Source organism: Paracoccus sp. UBA5162, from assembly GCF_002413585.1.
In the GTDB taxonomy this organism is placed as follows: domain Bacteria; phylum Pseudomonadota; class Alphaproteobacteria; order Rhodobacterales; family Rhodobacteraceae; genus Paracoccus.
In genome coordinates this window covers 26,400-43,351 of sequence record NZ_DHXG01000019.1, presented here as the reverse complement: position 1 = coordinate 43,351, position 16,952 = coordinate 26,400, and the positions used below count along the sequence as shown (strand labels likewise).

At 65.3% G+C, this 16,952-nt stretch carries 17 protein-coding genes; 7 read left to right on the top strand and 10 right to left on the bottom strand.

The annotated features are described in order from the left end of the window. Positions 1–4: 4 nt before the first annotated feature. The gene (locus B4A72_RS02685; protein WP_292978055.1) at positions 5–2,815 is read right to left on the bottom strand and encodes a glutamine-synthetase adenylyltransferase; all 2,811 of its coding nucleotides are present in this window, start codon (positions 2,813–2,815) and stop codon (positions 5–7) included. Between the two features lie 190 nt (positions 2,816–3,005). Between B4A72_RS02685 and B4A72_RS02680 the strand changes: the two genes are divergently transcribed. From B4A72_RS02680 to ilvN, 3 genes are all read left to right on the top strand, one after another. After that, positions 3,006–3,845, top strand: a complete 840-nt coding sequence (locus B4A72_RS02680; RefSeq protein WP_292953809.1) for an arginyltransferase — start codon at positions 3,006–3,008, stop codon at positions 3,843–3,845. Between the two features lie 156 nt (positions 3,846–4,001). Further along, a complete protein-coding gene (locus B4A72_RS02675) occupies positions 4,002–5,756 on the top strand; it encodes an acetolactate synthase 3 large subunit (RefSeq protein ID WP_292953806.1) in 1,755 nt (584 codons plus the stop codon). Positions 5,757–5,816: 60 nt separating this feature from the next. After that, positions 5,817–6,377 (top strand): acetolactate synthase small subunit, encoded by a 561-nt coding sequence (gene ilvN / locus B4A72_RS02670; RefSeq protein ID WP_292953803.1) that lies wholly within the window; start codon positions 5,817–5,819, stop codon positions 6,375–6,377. 3 nt (positions 6,378–6,380) lie between these two features. On the opposite strand, the gene B4A72_RS02665 is transcribed toward ilvN, so the two are convergent. From B4A72_RS02665 to B4A72_RS02655, 3 genes are all read right to left on the bottom strand, one after another. Further along, on the bottom strand, positions 6,381–6,731 hold the full coding sequence (locus tag B4A72_RS02665; RefSeq protein ID WP_292953801.1) for a hypothetical protein: 351 nt from the start codon (positions 6,729–6,731) through the stop codon (positions 6,381–6,383). Between the two features lie 159 nt (positions 6,732–6,890). Beyond that, the gene (locus B4A72_RS02660; protein ID WP_292953798.1) at positions 6,891–8,189 is read right to left on the bottom strand and encodes a DUF2254 domain-containing protein; all 1,299 of its coding nucleotides are present in this window, start codon (positions 8,187–8,189) and stop codon (positions 6,891–6,893) included. A 5-nt stretch (positions 8,190–8,194) separates the two neighbouring features. Next, entirely contained in the window at positions 8,195–8,980 is a 786-nt protein-coding gene (locus B4A72_RS02655; protein WP_292953795.1) for a M48 family metalloprotease, read from the bottom strand. Between the two features lie 144 nt (positions 8,981–9,124). On the opposite strand from B4A72_RS02655, the gene B4A72_RS02650 reads away from it, so the two are divergent. From B4A72_RS02650 to B4A72_RS02640, 3 genes are all read left to right on the top strand, one after another. Beyond that, the gene (locus B4A72_RS02650) at positions 9,125–9,376 is read left to right on the top strand and encodes a hypothetical protein (protein WP_292953792.1); all 252 of its coding nucleotides are present in this window, start codon (positions 9,125–9,127) and stop codon (positions 9,374–9,376) included. Positions 9,377–9,519: 143 nt separating this feature from the next. Then, a complete protein-coding gene (locus tag B4A72_RS02645; protein ID WP_292953789.1) occupies positions 9,520–10,092 on the top strand; it encodes a nitroreductase family protein in 573 nt (190 codons plus the stop codon). Continuing rightward, complete coding sequence (locus B4A72_RS02640) at positions 10,089–10,805, top strand: EI24 domain-containing protein (protein ID WP_292953786.1); 717 nt, start codon at positions 10,089–10,091, stop codon at positions 10,803–10,805. Before B4A72_RS02645 ends, B4A72_RS02640 begins: the two co-directional genes overlap by 4 nt. Here the strand turns inward: B4A72_RS02640 and B4A72_RS02635 are convergent. Together B4A72_RS02635 and mce are read right to left on the bottom strand one after the other, a co-directional pair. Further along, positions 10,762–11,031: a DUF1467 family protein gene (locus tag B4A72_RS02635; protein WP_292953783.1), complete on the bottom strand. Its 270-nt coding sequence runs from the start codon at positions 11,029–11,031 to the stop codon at positions 10,762–10,764. The genes B4A72_RS02640 and B4A72_RS02635 overlap by 44 nt on opposite strands. Continuing rightward, a complete protein-coding gene (mce, locus tag B4A72_RS02630) occupies positions 11,031–11,435 on the bottom strand; it encodes a methylmalonyl-CoA epimerase (protein WP_292953780.1) in 405 nt (134 codons plus the stop codon). The genes B4A72_RS02635 and mce overlap by 1 nt, the downstream gene beginning before the upstream one ends. 133 nt (positions 11,436–11,568) lie before the next feature. On the opposite strand from mce, the gene B4A72_RS02625 reads away from it, so the two are divergent. Continuing rightward, positions 11,569–12,300 (top strand): response regulator, encoded by a 732-nt coding sequence (locus B4A72_RS02625; RefSeq protein ID WP_292953777.1) that lies wholly within the window; start codon positions 11,569–11,571, stop codon positions 12,298–12,300. Here B4A72_RS02625 and B4A72_RS02620 read toward each other — a convergent pair. The 4 genes from B4A72_RS02620 to aspS all read right to left on the bottom strand — a co-directional run. Beyond that, positions 12,254–13,036, bottom strand: a complete 783-nt coding sequence (locus B4A72_RS02620) for a GNAT family N-acetyltransferase (protein ID WP_292978054.1) — start codon at positions 13,034–13,036, stop codon at positions 12,254–12,256. The two genes, B4A72_RS02625 and B4A72_RS02620, sit on opposite strands and share 47 nt — an antisense overlap. Positions 13,037–13,060: 24 nt before the next feature. Further along, positions 13,061–14,239 carry a DUF1501 domain-containing protein gene (locus B4A72_RS02615; protein ID WP_292953772.1) on the bottom strand — a complete coding sequence of 393 codons (1,179 nt, stop codon included), beginning with the start codon at positions 14,237–14,239 and terminating at the stop codon, positions 13,061–13,063. Between the two features lie 4 nt (positions 14,240–14,243). Then, on the bottom strand, positions 14,244–15,599 hold the full coding sequence (locus B4A72_RS02610) for a DUF1800 domain-containing protein (protein WP_292953770.1): 1,356 nt from the start codon (positions 15,597–15,599) through the stop codon (positions 14,244–14,246). An 84-nt stretch (positions 15,600–15,683) separates the two neighbouring features. After that, positions 15,684–16,952 (bottom strand): aspartate--tRNA ligase (gene aspS, locus B4A72_RS02605; protein ID WP_292978053.1); only part of this gene is annotated, 1,269 nt, incomplete at its 5' end.

The window sequence follows — 16,952 nt, the reverse complement described above, 5'->3', positions numbered from 1 at the left end:
GGGGCTATGCGGTCCTTTCCGCACCGTCTACCGGCGGATCGGGCAATTGCGCCTGGATCAGCGTCGCCGCCTGGCCGGTCACTTCGGCCAGTCGCGCCTTCAGCGCCGGCAGATCCGGCTGAGCCGTCTCGCGCAGCAGAAATTCCTGCGCGCCAAGCCCGATCTCGTCCATGTCCAGCGGCCGATCGGTCAGCAGCCGCGCCGAGGCGTTCAACCGCCACAGGAAGCGCCAGACCGAGGTCAGACCATCGGCATCCGCATCCGACAGCAATCCAGCCCGCCTGCCCGCGCGCAGTTGCGCCATCGTGCCCCGCCCCGGATCGCCGGCGCGCAGGGCACAGGATTGCGCCAGAAGATCGATATCCTGCAACCGGCCGGGCCCGATCTTTGCCTCCCAGACACCGTCGGGGGCTTTGGAAGCAAAGATTCGCGTTCGCATCGCTGCCAGATCGGGCATGACCCGACGATCGGTCCCGCGTGCACGCAGGATGCGGATTCTCAGCGTTTCGACACGGTCGTCGAGACCGGCGGCATCGCGGCCAGCCCGGGCCAGGATCCGCGCGCGCGTCAGGGCAAGATGTTCCCATGTCCAGGCCTCGTCCATCTGGTAGTTCTCGAAGCTCTGGATCGACGTCGCGACCGGCCCCTGCCGCCCCGAGGGGCGCAGCCGCATATCGACCTCGTATAGCCGCCCCTCGGCCGTGGGTGCCGAAATGGCCGTGATCATCGCCTGGGTCAGTCGCGCATAATAGGGTCGCGCGGCGAGCGGACGGGGCCCCTCCGAAGCCTCGGCCCCATCAGCGTCATAGATCACGATCAGATCCAGATCCGAGCCCGCGTTCAGCATTCGCGCGCCCAGCGACCCCATCCCCAGCACGACCGCGCCGCGGCCGGGCGGCGGGCCGTGACGGCGGGCGAAATCCTCGGCGGTGACGGGAAACAGGGCGGCGATGCAGGCTTCGGCCAGATCCGCGTATTGACGGCCCGCCTCATCCGCGTCGATCAGCCCGCGCAGATGATGCACGCCGATGCGGAAATGCCATTCATGCGCCCAGCGCCGGGCTGCGTCCAGCGCCCGCTCGTAGCCGCCATCCGGCCCCGTCAGCGCCGCTTGAACGGTCGCGCCAAGCTGGTCCCGCAAGCCCTGTGCCCCCGGCCAGGGCGCGAAGAAGCTGCCCGCCAGAACCGCGTCCAGCACCCCGGAATGCCGGGCCAGATAGGCAGACAGGCCGGGCGCGGTGCCACAGATATCGACGATCAGATCGATCAGTTGCGGATTGGCCTCGAACAGCGAGAAAAGCTGCACACCCGCCGGCAATCCCGACAGAAAGCTGTCGAACCGCGCCAGCGCCTCTTCCGGATGGCCGGTTCTGGCCATGCGTGTCAGCAATTGCGGTTCGACCCGGCGGAAGATGTGCTGGGCGCGAGCCGAGCGCAGCGCAGGATAGCCCTGCCAGCGATCGATGACGGCGCGCGACCCGGCCGAGATTTCAGGCCGGTCGGGGGCCTCTCCGGGCGCGAAGAAGGCCTCGGTCAATTCGTGAACCCGCGCCAGCCGGGCCTTCAGCCGCGCCGCCCATGCCGCCGGATCGGCCTCGCCCATCAGGGCAGCGATGCGGGCCAATCCTTCGCCATCCCTGGGCAGCGAATGGGTTTGAGCATCGTGGACCATCTGGATGCGATGTTCGATCTCGCGATGCTTGCGGTAGTGGTCGGCCAGCTCGGCGGCCACATCATCCGGCGTCCAGCCCTTCGCCGCCAGGGCCGCCAGGCCGCCCACCGTGTCGCGGCAACGCAGATCGGGGTCGCGGCCCCCGGCGATCAACTGCCGGGTCTGGGTGAAGAATTCGATCTCGCGAATGCCGCCCCGCCCCAACTTCATGTTGTGGCCGGGCACATCCAGCCTGCCGCCCAGGTTCTTGTGATCACGGATCCGCAGGCGCATGTCGTGCGCGTCCTGAATGGCCGCGAAATCCAGGTGCTTGCGCCAGACAAAGGGCCGCAGATCGCGCAGGAAGCGCAGGCCCGCGGCGACATCGCCCGCCGCCGCGCGAGCCTTGATGAAGGCGGCGCGTTCCCAGGTCCGGCCCTCGGCCTCGTAATAGGCCAGCGCGGCGGCGGTCGAGATGCAGACCGGCGTCACCGAAGCGTCGGGACGCAGGCGAAGATCGGTCCGGAAGACATAACCATGTTCGGTCACGTCAGACAGCGTTGCCGCCATCTTGCGGGTGACGCGGATCAGGGCGGCGCGGGCATCGGCCTGATCGGCCTCGGCATAGGCGGTTTCGTCGAACAGCACGATCAGGTCGATGTCCGAGCTGTAGTTCAGCTCGCGCGCGCCGCCCTTGCCCATGGCCAGCGCGAAAACACCGCCGCAATCGGCATTGTTTTCGGGCAGTTTGCCGCGCCCGGCCTCTTGCGCGACATGGACGCGCAGCGCCAGATCGACGGCGCGATCGGCCAGATCGGACAACGCCCCCGTCACCTGTTCCAGCGACCAGACCCCGCCCAGATCGGCCAGCGCGACAAACAATGCCACCCGGCGCTTGGCCCGACGCAGCGCAACCGACAGCGCGGCAGAGTCCAGATCCTCGAAACCCGCCGTCTCGCGTGCGACCACATCATCATCGTCCAGCGCGCCGGCCAGCCATCCGGCCTCTTTCTCGATCAGATCGGCCAGATGCGGACTGCTGCCGGCCGCTCCGGCCACAAGGTCGGACAGCGCGCCCCCGGGATCGAAGATTTCGCGGATGTGACGCGCACGGTCGTCATCGACGGGGATGGGCTGGCGGCTGATGCGTGCAGAGAATTTCATCGCCACAGATTAGGGCCGCCGGACCCGCGGGGGCAATATGGTGCGGCGCGAAGCTGTTAACCCTTTCGATGCTTGGCCTGTCATCGAAACGTTGCTAGGCTTCGCTCCAGTGCAACAATCAGGCGATCCCCGGACGTTTCTCGCGCATGGCAAGCCTTGACCCGTCATCCCGTCGCTGGGGGCGCAACTGATGCGTCATACCGTCCCCCATGCGCCACAATTCTATGTCACGGCCCCGCAGCCGTGCCCCTACCTGCATGGCCGGGCCGAGCGCAAGCTGTTCACCGCCTTGCACGGCGAAAACGCGGCCGAGTTGAACAACGCGCTGTCTCGACAAGGCTTTCGCCGGTCTCAGAACGTCCTTTACCGTCCCAGTTGCGAAAGCTGCGTCGCCTGCATGTCGGCCCGGATCCGGGTCGCGGATTTCGAGCCCTCGCGCACCCAGAGGAGGCTGGCGCGCCGCAACGAGGGGGTGCGGCGGCTGGCGACCAGCGCCTGGGCGACCGAAGAGCAATTCGATCTGTTCCGCAGCTACCTGGACCACCGCCACGCCGATGGCGGCATGGCCGACATGGATATCTTCGAATTCGCCGCCATGATCGAGGAAACGCCGGTCAAGACGCGGGTGATCGAATATCGCTGCGACGGGCGCGAGCCTGTCAGGCTGGCCGCGGGCGACGACCATCTGGCCGCTGTCTGCCTGACCGACGTTCTGGATGACGGTCTGAGCCTGGTCTACAGCTTCTACGATCCGGACCTGAGCAGCGCCAGCCTGGGCACCTATCTGATCCTCGACCATATCGAGATCGCGCGCGCCGCGAAGCTGCCCTATGTCTATCTGGGCTATTGGGTGCCGGGCAGCCGCAAGATGGACTACAAGGCCCGGTTCTCCGCGCTGGAAATCTACAAGGGCGGCGTCTGGCAGGATATCGGCGATCCTGCGGACCATTCGAACGAAGCGCATCCGCTGTCGGTCGATCCGATCGTCGAACAGGTCGCGCGCATCGCGCTGCCGCAATTCGACCGCTGAGCCGGTCAGCGACGAAAGAAAATTACAATTCCCGGCTGCATTGCGTCATTTTCTCCGCCGGATCCCATTGACCCTTTCCGGAAGCGACCATAGTTTGCGCCGACGCGCGGGCTGGATGCTGTGGCCCGCGATGACATATCTGATGGAGTGGAAACGATGTCCCGAACGATGACGGGTGCGAGAATGGTTGTCGAGGCGCTGCGCGATCAGGGCGTTGATACCGTATTCGGCTATCCGGGCGGAGCGGTGCTACCCATCTATGACGAAATTTTCCAGCAGAACGACATCACCCATGTTCTTGTCCGGCACGAACAGGGCGCGGTCCACATGGCCGAAGGCTACGCCCGCTCGACCGGCAAGCCGGGTGTCGTTCTGGTGACATCCGGCCCCGGCGCGACCAATGCCGTGACCGGGCTGACCGATGCCTTGCTGGATTCGATTCCGCTGGTCGTGCTGTCGGGACAGGTTCCGACCTTCCTGATCGGGACGGACGGGTTCCAGGAGGCCGATACGGTCGGCATCACCCGACCCTGCACCAAGCATAACTGGCTTGTGAAGGATACCGCGAAACTGGCCGAGACGATCCACAAGGCATTCCATGTCGCCACGTCCGGCCGTCCGGGTCCGGTGCTGGTGGACATTCCAAAGGATGTTCAGTTCGCCACCGACGATTATGTCGGCCCCAAGCAGCTGGAGCCGTCGAAATACCAGCCCCGGATGAAGGGCGACATCGCCGCGATCACCCGTCTGGTCGAGATGATCGAACAGGCCGAGCGTCCGATCCTCTATACCGGCGGCGGCGTGATCAATTCGGGGCCCGGTGCAAGCCAGCTTCTGCGCGAATTGGCGGATGCGACGGGTTTTCCGGTGACATCGACGCTGATGGGGCTGGGCGCCTATCCGGCCTCGGGCCAGAACTGGATCGGGATGCTGGGGATGCACGGTCTCTACGAGGCCAATCTGGCGATGCATGATTGCGACCTGATGATCAATCTGGGCGCGCGCTTTGACGACCGGATCACCGGCCGCGTGGCCGATTTCAGCCCCGGCTCGGTCAAGGCGCATATCGACATCGACCCCTCCTCGATCAACAAGGTGGTCCATGTCGATCTGCCCATCATCGGCGATGTCGGTCACGTTCTTGAGGATGTGCTGAAGATCTGGAAGTCGCGCGGCCGCAGGACCGACAGAGCGGCGCTTGGCAAATGGTGGGAAAAGATCGAGGGCTGGAAATCGAAGAACTGCCTGTTCTTCCGCAACAGCGACAAGATCATCAAGCCGCAGCACGCGATGCAGCGACTTGAGGCGCTGACCAGGGACCACGATCGCTATGTCACGACCGAGGTCGGACAGCACCAGATGTGGGCCGCGCAATATCTGCATTTCGACGAACCGAACCGCTGGATGACTTCGGGCGGGCTGGGCACGATGGGTTACGGCCTGCCCGCCAGCATCGGCGTCCAGATGGCCCATCCCGAGGCGCTGGTGATCAATGTCGCGGGCGATGCCAGCTGGTTGATGAACATGCAGGAAATGGGCACCGCAGTGCAGTTCCGACTGCCGGTCAAGCAGTTCATCCTGAACAATGAACGCCTGGGCATGGTGCGCCAGTGGCAGCAATTGCTGCATGGCGAACGATACAGCCAGTCATGGTCCGACAGCCTGCCCGATTTCGTGAAACTGGCCGAAGCCTTTGGTTGCAAGGGCGCGCAGGTCCGCGACCCTGCGGATCTGGACGACGCGATCGGGCAGATGATCGAGTATGACGGCCCGTTCATTCTGGATGTCCTGGTCGAGAAACACGAGAATTGTTTCCCGATGATCCCCTCGGGCAAGCCGCATAACGAAATGCTGCTGGGCGATGCCGATACCCAGGATGCGATCCAGTCGCAGGGTGCGGTGCTGGTCTGACATGGCGTCGCGGATCTGCGCCGCTGGCGAATTTCTGCACGGAAGACAAGAGGCAGAGCGATGAACGCGTTGAATATCCAGCAGGGCATGTCCAGCCATTCGGCCTATGACCTGCGCGATCCGAATTCCCAGGTCGAGGAAAGCCACACCCTGTCGGTGCTGGTCGAGAACGAGCCCGGCGTCCTGGCCCGCGTGATCGGGCTGTTCTCGGGGCGCGGCTACAACATCGACAGCCTGACGGTGGCCGAAGTCGATCACAATGGCCACCAATCAAAGATCACGCTGGTCACAAGCGGAACGCCGCAAGTCATCGAACAGATCAAGGCGCAGCTGGGCCGGATCGTGCCGGTTCACGAGGTTCACGACCTGACGGTCGAGGGCGCCTCGGTCGAGCGTGAACTGGGCCTGTTCAAGGTGAAGGGTCAGGGCGACAAGCGCGTCGAGGCGCTGCGAATTGGGGATATCTTCCGCGCCAATGTGGTCGATTCGACGCTGGAAAGCTTTGTCTTCGAACTGGTCGGAACGCCCGCCAAGCTGGATGCTTTCGCCGACCTGATGCGTCCGCTGGGCCTGGTCGATCTGGCCCGGACAGGCGTGGCGGCGTTGTCGCGCGGCGCCTGAAATTCAGCGAGAGGCCCCGATCCGGATCGGAGCGATGTCTTCGGAATCCGCGCGGCTCGGCGCCTGCTGGTTGCTGGCCACGAGTTTCAGACGCGGCGGGGCCGCCTTCGAGGAATGCCGCAACATCTGGGGCAATTGCCTGCAACCCTGTTCGGACACGAGCGAGACATTGCGGGCGTGACGCAAATTTCCCACGATCTCGGTTTCAAGTTCCAGAAGGTCGCCGGGCGAAGGCCACTGACCTGCGGCGATCAGGTTCTGCCGTCCCTGAAGATAAGCCAGAGAGGCGTGATCCTCGCACCAGATCACTGCCTTCTCCCGCTCTGCATTACTCCAGACGACGACCCCGATCATGGGCAAGCTCTCTTTCGTTTTTCCGCGATGACACACGTGGAAGCTGTGACCCGCACACGAAGTTATGTACACGGTTAATGCAATAAAGCAGAAATCCGCCGATAAGCCAGCGTTTTATTGCCTTGTATGGCAGTTTTTTCACTTTTGCGTGCGGGATCGTCACGATTTTCCGCTAGAACTTTGAGCTATAACGGCAATATCTTGGGAAATTTCAGTCAGTTCCCCGGCTTGCGGCGCATTTGCCACACGATCACCCTGCATCGCCAGCATCTGCGCAGACAAATCGCTGGCTACTTTCGCAAAAATACCGGGTGCCAGGCGCGACAAACCCAGCAAGAGGTTCTGCAGCTTGCGCTGCACCTGCCAGTTGTCTGCCCCGTCGCGGGCGATGGGCAGGAACGCATCCTCAAGCAGATTCGATGCGGTCAGTGACGGAATGAAAAGGCGGCGGAATTCGACGACCGGCGCGGTCTCGTCGCGCCAGTTGCTGAGAACCTTGAAAATCTGTTCTGCTGCCAGATTGGCGGTTCCGGGATCGTTCACCGCGGGTGACAAAGCGCGTTGGGCGATTTCGGACAGGACCTGCAAACCGAAGCGCGGGTCCTGGCGAAAATCCCGTCTGTCCCGAATCGTCAGACAGCCGCACAGCTTGTCACGCAAAGACCCGGCCTTGTCGGGATCGGCGGGAAGACCCTCGACATGCAGGGCTGCCGCGGCGGGGTGAATGAAATCGCCCGGCGTCGCCTCCAGATAGATCAGCAGTTCGTTTTCCTCGGCGATCCTGCTCAGCGCCGGAATGTCGCAATGCTGCACATGACCGACGCGGTCCACGAAGATCGGCACGGCCCTTTCCGGCACGGCGCCTCGCAGCGGGTTGGCGCCCAGCCACGGGGCCTCCAGGCGTTTGCAGAAAGCCTCCTCTGCCGTGTGAGAGACGCGGACCAGCGTGTCCCCGACCCGGCCCAGCCGGCCCAGCCGGTCGATCCAGCGCAGCAGCGAGGCGATCACGATCAGGACGACAAGCAGCGTCACAGCGAACAGAATCAGTCGTCCGGACTCTCCGTATATCTCCGTCTTCAGCAGGATGATGCTGACAAGACTGAAGACGAAGGCGCCGATGAAGGTCGCCAGAACCGTCTGGCTGACCGAATCCGAAACCAGCAGAGGCACCGCCCGCGGTGTCGCGGTCCTGCCCGCCGCGGCATAGGCCGCTGTCAGGATCGACAGCGAGAAGGTCGTGACCGCCAGCATCGAGGACGCAAGGATTTGCAGGATCGATTCGATCGCATCGGCACCGATCTTGGCCGGCAGGTCGCCCGGGATCAGCCCCTTCACCGCGAAGCCCGCGACCGCGGTCATCACGCCAAGAACCGCGAAGGCGGTGACGCGAACCCAGACCCGTTGCGACAATTCCTGAAGACGCCAGCGCAGTTGGCCGACCTGTTGTCCCGTTGCCATCCGCGTTATCGCACCCGGCCGCTGGACACGTCGTCCACCGCGCGCCGAACCTGGGCCAGACGCGCGGCGCGGGCGGGATGGGTGCCCAGGACGTGATCGCCCGGGTCGGGAATACGCTCGAAGAACCGGGCGCCGTTGACCGGGTCATAGCCGGCCGCCAGCGAGATGATCGCGCCCAGGTAATCGGCCTGCAGTTCCCAGTTTTTCGAATAATAGCGCGATCCGACCGAGGCGCCGATCCGCTGCGCCGTCTCGATCGCCTGCTGGTTGTTGCCATAGACAGACGCGATGCTGCCCAGGATCACCGCCCCTGCCGCCGCGGCCCCCGACTTGCGGTCGAGATGGTTCAGGATGTGGTGGCTGACCTCGTGCCCGACGACGAAGGCGATCTCGTCGCTATTGCGCGTCGCCGCGATCAGCGACAAGGTGAAGCCGATGATCGGCCGGCCCTGGTCGTCGGTGGTCTGGAAGGCGTTCGGTTCAAGCCCCGGACGGTCATCGACGACGAACTGGAAATCACAGTTGATCGGCTGGGTGCGCCGCTGGCGACATTCTCGTTCGACCGCGGGTTCCATGCGGCGCATGACGCCGACGAAGGTGCGCGCGGCCGACTGGGGCGAGCCGTCGCTGACCAGAACCGGGGCGCGCGGGGTGCCCTGATAGGGCGAGGCCGGGGCGGCCACGGTCGTGGGGGCGGCATTCTGGATCGGCGCGCAGGCCGCCACCCCCAGCAGCAGCCCGCCGCCCAGGACAAGGGCTTTCCAGGAAATCCTCGTGATCGCCATTGCCATCCATGCCCCCTGCCCCGAAGATAAGGACGCGATTGGCCGCGCCTTTTCAGGCAGTTTAGCTTGCTGCCTTGTCCGCTGCAAACCCCGACGCCTTGCCCCGCCGCCCCGATCACGCGAATGTCTGTCCGACCAAAGGAGGCCCCGATGTTCACCATCGAGCACGATTTCGACGCGACCGTCATCACCCTCATCGACGAGGCCGAAGCCGGAGCGCGCCCGCTGAACGAGGATGTCGTGATCCTGACCTTCGACGACCGCGTCGTGCTGGAACAGATGAGTCCGGACGGAAATGATGTCCTGCGCGTCACCCTGTCGATGCAGCAGCTGACGGAATTGCGGCTGGCGCTGAATCTGCCCGAAGGCAATTACCGGATCGAACCCGAAAACAAGGCGTGATCCCGTCCCCTGCCCGGCAGGCCGCGGCACCGGTCGTGAAGTCGAGGCGTATGCGGGATCTGCCGTCGCCGGCTTGCACCGCGCCCGCGCCTTTGTGACAACGGCGCCGGGATCCGTTCCGGGATTCGCTGAAGGAGATGCCGATGGATTACCGCAACGATGCCGCGCTGGATTTTCTGGCCAGCCGCCGCTCGCACCCGCCCAAGCTGCTGAAGACACCCGCGCCCGGCCGGGCCGAGATCCTGCGCCTTCTGGAACTGGCCGCCCGCGCCCCCGATCACGGCAAGCTGGAACCCTGGCGGTTCCTGGTCCTTGAACGAGCGGCGCTGGAAAGGCTGACCCCGATCCTGCGCCAAGCGATCCTGACCGAGGGACAGGATGCCGCGACCGCCGAGAAGGCCGCCTCGGCCTTCGCATCGCCCGTGATCGTGGCGGTGATTTCAGCGCCTGTCAGCAGCGGCAAGGTGCCCGAATGGGAACAGATCCTGTCTGCGGGCGCGGTCTGTCTGGGCCTGCTCAACGCGGCCCTGGCCTCGGGCTGGGGCGCTGCGTGGCTGACGGGTTTCGCGGCACTGGACCAAGGCTTCGCGCGCACCCATCTGGGCCTGAACGAGGACGAGCGGATCGCCGGCCTGATCCATATCGGCACCCGCGGCGACACTCCGCCCGAGCGGCCGCGCCCGGATATCGAGGCCAAGACAAGCTGGCTGGAATGATCGTCCTGCGGTCGCTGATCCTGGCCTGGGGCGATCTGCTGCGGCCGCGAATCCTGTCCCTGGTGGCGATGGGGATCGGGCTGACAATCCTGCTATTCGTGGCGCTTCAGGCGGGCACCTTCTGGCTGATCCGGCTGGTCACGCCCGGATCTTTCGCCTTGCCCTGGCTTGGATCGGTCGATGTCGGAGATGCGCTGTCATGGGGTTCGCTGGCACTGTTTCCGCTGATGGGCTTCTTCCTGATGGCGCCGGTGGCGGCGGGCTTTTCCGGGCTGTTCGCCGATCGGGTGGCCGACGCGGTCGAGGACATCCACTATCCCGCAAGCCGGGGCCGCGCGCTGGATTTTCTGGACGGCATGCTGGAATCGCTGGCGGTGATGGCGGCGGTTCTGGGCGTGGCGATCCTGTCGCTGATGCTGACACCCTTTCTGGGGCCGCTTGCGCCGCTGCTGTTTTATGGCGCGAATGGCTGGCTGCTGGGGCGCGAATTCTTCCAGATGGCCGCGCGCCGGCATCTGGACGCCCCGCTGGCCAGCGACATGCGACGCCGGCACGGGCTGCGCGTAACCCTGGCCGGGGCGCTGGTCGCAGTGGCCTTGACGATCCCGGTGGTCAATATCGGCGTGCCGCTGCTGGCGGCTGCGGCCTTCACCCACCTGTTTCACCTGCTCAGCGCAGGAACCGGTCGAAATTCTGGACATCGGCGCGGGTAAAGCCCCCGCCCAGGATCAGGCTGGCGGTGATCGCCCAAAGGATCGTGGTGATCGCCGTTACCACAATCAGCTTGCGCTTCCACGGCGTGCCGACCGGCGCGCCCGCCGGCGTGCCCGGAACGATCTGGCCCACGTCCTGCTGGGATTTCTGACCGATCGGCATGACCACGAACAGCGTCAGGAACCAATAGATGAAATAGAGGATGATCCCCGCGGTCAGGTTCATCAGATCTGCTCCAGTTCGATCAGGCAGCCGTTGAAATCCTTCGGGTGCAGGAACAGCACCGGCTTGCCGTGGGCACCGATCCGGGGCTCGCCACTGCCCAGCACACGGGCACCCTCGGCCTTCAGGCGGTCGCGGGCGGCCAGGATATCCTCGACCTCGAAACACATGTGATGGATCCCGCCCGACGGGTTCTTGTCCAGAAATCCCCTGATCGGGCTGTCCTCGCCCAGCGGGCAGAGCAGTTCGATCTTGGTGTTGGGCACCTCCACGAAAATGACGGTGACGCCGTGATCGGGCTCGTCCTGCGGCGCGCCGACCTTCGCGCCCAGCCTGTCTTCGTATTGCGCCGCCGCCGCAGCCAGATCGGGCACCGCGATGGCCACATGATTGAGACGTCCGATCATCTGGAACCTCCGTTTGCGGCATGTTCTAGGGGTTTCAGCGCGCGAGCGAAAGGAAAACCGGGCCGCGTTAACGGCTTCTTAGCGAATCGCGGTTTATCTGAACCCATCAGACGACATGAGTGGGGAAACAGCCATGCTGACAGAAGTCGGAACCGAAGCGGGGGCCCTGCCATTGTGGCAAACGTCGCTGCCAGGGCGTCCACTGACCGGCCTTACGGTGCTCGTGGTCGAGGATTCGCGATATGCAAGCGAGGCGGTGCGTCTGCTATGCCTGCGCTCGGGCGCACGGATCAGGCGCGCCGATTGCCTGCGTTCAGCGGCGCGCCATCTTCAGACCTACCGGCCGGCGGTGGTGATCGTCGATCTGGGTCTGCCCGACGGCGATGGCTCGGGGCTGATCCGCCAGATCGCGGCAACCGAACCGCGTGTGCCGGTGGTCCTGGGCATGTCGGGCGATCCGGATGCGCGCGATGCGGCGATGAATGCGGGGGCCGACGGCTTTCTGCCCAAACCCGTCGAAAGCCTGGCCGTATTTCAGCAGGCGATCCTTTCGGCGCTTCCGGCTCAGACACAGGGTTTCGGGCCCCGCGTCCTGCCCGACGACGTGATCCATCCCGATGCCTCCGGGCTGCGCGACGATCTGGCCCATGTCGCCGAGATCCTGTCGAACGCACGAGAGACGGCCGAGATCGACTATATCGCCCGCTTCCTGGCGGGCGTGGCCCGTTCAGCCCACGATTCCGATCTGGAAAACGCGGCGGCGGCGTTGGCTCGCGATCATCAGGCGGGGCGCGCGCTGGCCACCGACCTGGCCCGGATCAGCGGCATGGTTCAGGATCGGCTGGCGAACGTGGCCGAAATGTAGCGTCCCGGGTAGATGCGGGTCGGCCGGGCAAGGCGGCGCCGGTCAGCCGCGACAAGCTTTGCCGCTGGCGACCCTTGGCGTCGAAATTGCCGGGCGACAACCAGATGTCATAAGCGTCGCGCAGCGCCGGCCAGTCGCGATCGATGATCGCGAACCAGGCCGTGTCGCGATTGCGGCCCTTCACGATCATGTGCTGGCGAAAGACCCCCTCGAAGGCAAAGCCCAGACGATGCGCAGCGCGTCGCGAGGGCGCGTTCAACGCATCGCATTTCCATTCGACACGGCGATAGCCGGCCTCGAATGCCCAGCGGATCATCGCCATCAGCGCGGCGCTGCCCGCGCGCGAGCCTTGAAGCACCGGCGACAGGACAATGAAGCCGATCTCGATCACGCCCGAAAAACGGTCGATGCGCATGAAAGCGGCCTGTCCCCTGGCCTGCCCGTCTTCCGGCGTCACCAATGCAAGGAAAACCGGGTCGGGCTTGTCCGCCACCGCCGCGATCCAGTCCCACAGCGCCTCGCGGCTGGGATGCGGCCCGTCCGGAATGTAGTCCCACAGCCCGTCATGGCCGCGATAGGCGTCAAACAGCGCATCCGCGTGACCGGATGACAGGGGCTCCAGCCGAACCCAGCCCGCATCGATCATTCGCGCGGCCGGCGCCGCCGGCGGCGTGAAATCCCCGACCTCCGGCCCCCGGGGACTGCCGGTCGCGGCATTCCGTCTGGCTGTCGTCATCGGTTCTGCCCCTGTCCTGATCGCTCAGGCCAGAATGCGCGGATTTTCCGCCATGTCGAGATCGGGAAAGACCACCCGCTCCAGTGTGTCGCGCGGAATCGCGAAAAGATCGCGCATCGCCCAGGCGGCATAAGCGCGGATGTCCCGCATCGGCATCAGGTCGCGGCCGGCATAGAGATCGCCCTCGGCCAGCCCGGGCCAGGCGCCGATCATGCGCCCGCCGCGAATCGCGCCCCCGGCCATCAGCATGGTGCCGCCGGTGCCGTGATCCGTCCCGCCAGAGCCGTTTTCCCGCGCGGTGCGACCGAATTCGGTCATGGCCAGCACCGTCGTGCGCGCCCAGTTCCGGCCCAGATCGGTCTTCAGCGTCAGGATTACCGCTGCCAGTCTTTCGAAGGCGCGGCCAAGCGTTCTGGCCTGGCTCGCATGGCTGTCCCAGCCGGGCAGGGAAAACGTCGCGATCCGGGTTTCCTCGTTCAGCCGCGCGGCGGCGAAAGAGGCAATCCCGCTTGCATCGCGCTGCGGGCGGCCGGTCCCCTGCGCCGGCGTCAGATCCTCTGCCGCGATCTCGATCGCTTCCTCGGCGGCGGCGTGAAAAAGCGGGTCATCCTCGTAGATGCGCCGCAACAGCAACTCGGCCTGCGGGCTGATCCGCAGCCTGACCTGCGGCGCCCAGCTTTTGGCCGGGGCGCTGCCCGACAGGATCCGCATCTCTTCGGTGCCGATGGAATAGGCGGTCCGCGATTGCGCGCCCGGCATGTTCTGCAGCAGCCGGTTCAGCCAGCCATCCCTCTGATCGCCGGGCGCCAGATCGGTGCCGGTGCCCGCCTCCAGAATATCCTGGCCGTCGAAATGGCTGCGCTTGTCGCGATAGGGTGTCGAGACCGCCGGCGCGAATGCCAGTTCGCCGGCCTTCCACAGGGGCAGCAATGTTCCCAACGATGGATGCAGCGCGAAATAGCCGTCCAGATCATGCGCGCCCTGTTCCGGACCGATGGAAATGGAGCTGCGCAGGCCGCGCAGATTCGCATCGCCATAGGGCTGGAACGCGTCCAGCCCGTCCATCGCCCCGCGCAGGATGATGACGACAAGGCGGTTCTCGCCAGGGGTCGAGGCAAAGGTCATGCTTGACATCCAGGGATGCGCCGCTGCCGAACAGCCGATCACGGCCGCGGATTTCAGGAACAATCGCCGGCTTGGCATGACCCTATCTCCTGTTGAAATCGGCCGAAGACAGCGCGATCACGATGGCATCGCGCACCGATTCGGCGCGCGGCACCGCCCATTTCAGCGGCTCGGACGCGGTATCGCCGAAGGCCGCTGCCAGAAATTCCCGCGGCTCGGGCCTGACACGGTGCAGACGGGGCAGAACCTGCGCGCTCCAGTGGATCCGGGCGGCCAGCCCCTGCGGCGTGATCCAGGAATGGGCCGCCTCTGGCCAGCCGTCCGGGCCGCGCGGCGCGCCCCAGTTCTGCCCCATCAGGGCCATCGGCCTGATGATGCCACGCTGGAAGACGCCGGGCTTCATGTCCAGCAATTGCCGGCCAGTGAACCCCAGGCTTCGCAGGGCCGCGATCACGAAATCATAGGGTTGACGCGCCTTTTCGCGAAATCGCGCGGCCAGTTCCGGTGCCTGGGCCAGCGCCGCGTTGACCACCGCCAGATCGCCGCCGCTTTCGGAATAGGTCGCCGCCAGCCGGTCCACCAGCCCCTGCGGCGGATCGTCCGAGACGAAATGCACGACGAGCTTACGCGCCAGGTGTCGCGCGGTCTCGGGACGCGCGGCCAGATCCGTGATCACCGCGCGAATATCGTCCAGCGAGGCGGGGCCTTTGTCGCCGTAGCGGCGCCCCAGGACGGTTTCGGGCCCCGGCTCGGCGCGGGTGGCATCGAAAATGCCGCGGTCACGATGATAGCGCAGCCCGGTCAGCAACTCGGCCAGTTGCCGGACATCGGCCTGCGTGTAGTCCGCACCGACGCCGAGGCTGTGCAGTTCGATCATCTCGCGGGCGAGGTTTTCGTTCAGACCGCCGCCCCGCTTTCGGGCGAAACGGGAATTCGGCCCGACAGAACCCTGCTGGCTGAGATACAGCAGCATCGCGGGATGCGTCTCGGCGGCGAACATCATATCGGCAAAGCTTCCGCCCAGATGGGGGCGGATCGCCTCATCCACCAGGGAAACGCCCAGAAGCCGCCGTTCACTGTTGCCGCCGCGAACGGTGAAGTGATCCGACCAGAACCGGACCAGCCGTTCGCCGAACCCCGCCGGGGCGTCCAGTGCGCGCGCCATTTCGCGGCGCTGCGCCAGCGCGATCATCCGGTCCGAGAGCGCGCCGATGTCGTCGGCTTGTGCGCGGGCCTTGCGGTCACCGGCCTTGGCACGCCGACGCAAGCGCACCAGATCGCGCTGCATCGCGGAAATCGACGCCACGCTGATCGCGTCGGCGTCCGGTCCCGCCCCGGCGACCGAGGCCAGAACCTGCGCCGGATCCACCGGCGCCGCCATCAGCGGCGACAGACCATAGCCCAGCCGGATCGCGGCAAGTTCGGGATAGGCGATCATTCACATCCCCTGCAAAAGCACGGCCCGCCGCAGGCAGGACTGCCCCTGGCGCGGATCGTGGCACAGCAGGCGCGGGGTGTCAGATCACTCTTTTGGCAAGACCCGCAGACGCAGGTCGCGAAGCTGGTCGTTCGCGGGTTCGGAGGGCGCACCCATCATCAGGTCTTCCGCGCGCTGGTTCATCGGGAACATGATGACCTCGCGGATATTCTGCTCATCCGCCAGCAGCATCACGATCCGGTCGATCCCGGCCGCGCAGCCGCCATGCGGCGGCGCGCCAAAGCGGAACGCCTTGACCATGCCGCCAAACCGCTTTTCGACCTCGGATGCGGGATAACCCGCCAGTTCGAAAGCCTTGAACATGATCTCGGGCTTGTGGTTGCGGATCGCACCGCTGACCAGTTCATAGCCGTTGCAGGCCAGGTCGTATTGAAAGCCCTTCACCGCCAGCGGATCGCCATTCAATGCCTCCAGCCCCCCCTGCGGCATGCTGAACGGGTTGTGGCTGAAGTCGATCTTGCCCTCGTCGGTCTTCTCATACATCGGAAAATCGACGATCCAGGCGAATTTGAACTGGTCCTCGACAGTCAGGCCCAGTTCCCGCCCGATCTCGTTGCGGGCGCGGCCGGCCACGGCCTCGAACGCCTCGGGCTTGCCGCCCAGGAAGAAGGCCGCGTCACCCTCGCCCAGGCCCAGCTGCCGGCGGATCGCCTCGGTCCGTTCAGGACCGATATTCTTGGCGATGGGGCCTGCGGCCTCGGTCTGGCCATCCTCACCCTGGCGCCAGAAGATATAGCCCATGCCCGGCAGCCCTTCCTTCTGCGCGAAGGCGTTCATGCGGTCGGCGAATTTGCGGCTGCCGCCGGTGGGCGCGGGAATGGCGCGGATTTCGGTGCCGTCCTGTTCCAGCAGTTTCGCAAAGATCGCAAAGCCCGAGCCGCGGAAATGGTCGCTGACAACCTGCATCTCGATCGGGTTGCGCAGGTCGGGCTTGTCGCTGCCGTATTTCAGCATCGATTCGGCATAGGGGATGCGCGGCCAGTCGGCCTCGACCGGGCGGCCCTTGCCGAATTCCTCGAACAAGCCCTGGATAACCGGCTGAATCGCCTTGAAAACATCCTCTTGTTCGACAAAGGACATCTCGACGTCGAGTTGGTAGAAATCGGTCGGACTGCGGTCGGCGCGCGGGTCTTCGTCGCGAAAGCAGGGCGCGATCTGGAAATAGCGGTCAAAGCCCGCCACCATGATCAGCTGCTTGAATTGCTGCGGCGCCTGCGGCAGCGCGTAGAACTTGCCCGGATGCAGGCGCGACGGCACCAGGAAGTCGCGCGCGCCTTCGGGGCTGGAGGCGGT

What these genes read in the sequence shown, in the direction of transcription:
- B4A72_RS02685 (WP_292978055.1), bottom strand. Translation starts at nt 2,815, where the DNA reads ATGAAATTCTCTGCACGCATCAGCCGCCAGCCCATCCCCGTCGATGAC.
- B4A72_RS02680 (WP_292953809.1), top strand. Translation starts at nt 3,006, where the DNA reads ATGCGTCATACCGTCCCCCATGCGCCACAATTCTATGTCACGGCCCCG.
- B4A72_RS02675 (WP_292953806.1), top strand. Translation starts at nt 4,002, where the DNA reads ATGTCCCGAACGATGACGGGTGCGAGAATGGTTGTCGAGGCGCTGCGC.
- ilvN (WP_292953803.1), top strand. Translation starts at nt 5,817, where the DNA reads ATGAACGCGTTGAATATCCAGCAGGGCATGTCCAGCCATTCGGCCTAT.
- B4A72_RS02665 (WP_292953801.1), bottom strand. Translation starts at nt 6,731, where the DNA reads ATGATCGGGGTCGTCGTCTGGAGTAATGCAGAGCGGGAGAAGGCAGTG.
- B4A72_RS02660 (WP_292953798.1), bottom strand. Translation starts at nt 8,189, where the DNA reads ATGGCAACGGGACAACAGGTCGGCCAACTGCGCTGGCGTCTTCAGGAA.
- B4A72_RS02655 (WP_292953795.1), bottom strand. Translation starts at nt 8,980, where the DNA reads ATGGCAATGGCGATCACGAGGATTTCCTGGAAAGCCCTTGTCCTGGGC.
- B4A72_RS02650 (WP_292953792.1), top strand. Translation starts at nt 9,125, where the DNA reads ATGTTCACCATCGAGCACGATTTCGACGCGACCGTCATCACCCTCATC.
- B4A72_RS02645 (WP_292953789.1), top strand. Translation starts at nt 9,520, where the DNA reads ATGGATTACCGCAACGATGCCGCGCTGGATTTTCTGGCCAGCCGCCGC.
- B4A72_RS02640 (WP_292953786.1), top strand. Translation starts at nt 10,089, where the DNA reads ATGATCGTCCTGCGGTCGCTGATCCTGGCCTGGGGCGATCTGCTGCGG.
- B4A72_RS02635 (WP_292953783.1), bottom strand. Translation starts at nt 11,031, where the DNA reads ATGAACCTGACCGCGGGGATCATCCTCTATTTCATCTATTGGTTCCTG.
- mce (WP_292953780.1), bottom strand. Translation starts at nt 11,435, where the DNA reads ATGATCGGACGTCTCAATCATGTGGCCATCGCGGTGCCCGATCTGGCT.
- B4A72_RS02625 (WP_292953777.1), top strand. Translation starts at nt 11,569, where the DNA reads ATGCTGACAGAAGTCGGAACCGAAGCGGGGGCCCTGCCATTGTGGCAA.
- B4A72_RS02620 (WP_292978054.1), bottom strand. Translation starts at nt 13,036, where the DNA reads ATGACGACAGCCAGACGGAATGCCGCGACCGGCAGTCCCCGGGGGCCG.
- B4A72_RS02615 (WP_292953772.1), bottom strand. Translation starts at nt 14,239, where the DNA reads ATGCCAAGCCGGCGATTGTTCCTGAAATCCGCGGCCGTGATCGGCTGT.
- B4A72_RS02610 (WP_292953770.1), bottom strand. Translation starts at nt 15,599, where the DNA reads ATGATCGCCTATCCCGAACTTGCCGCGATCCGGCTGGGCTATGGTCTG.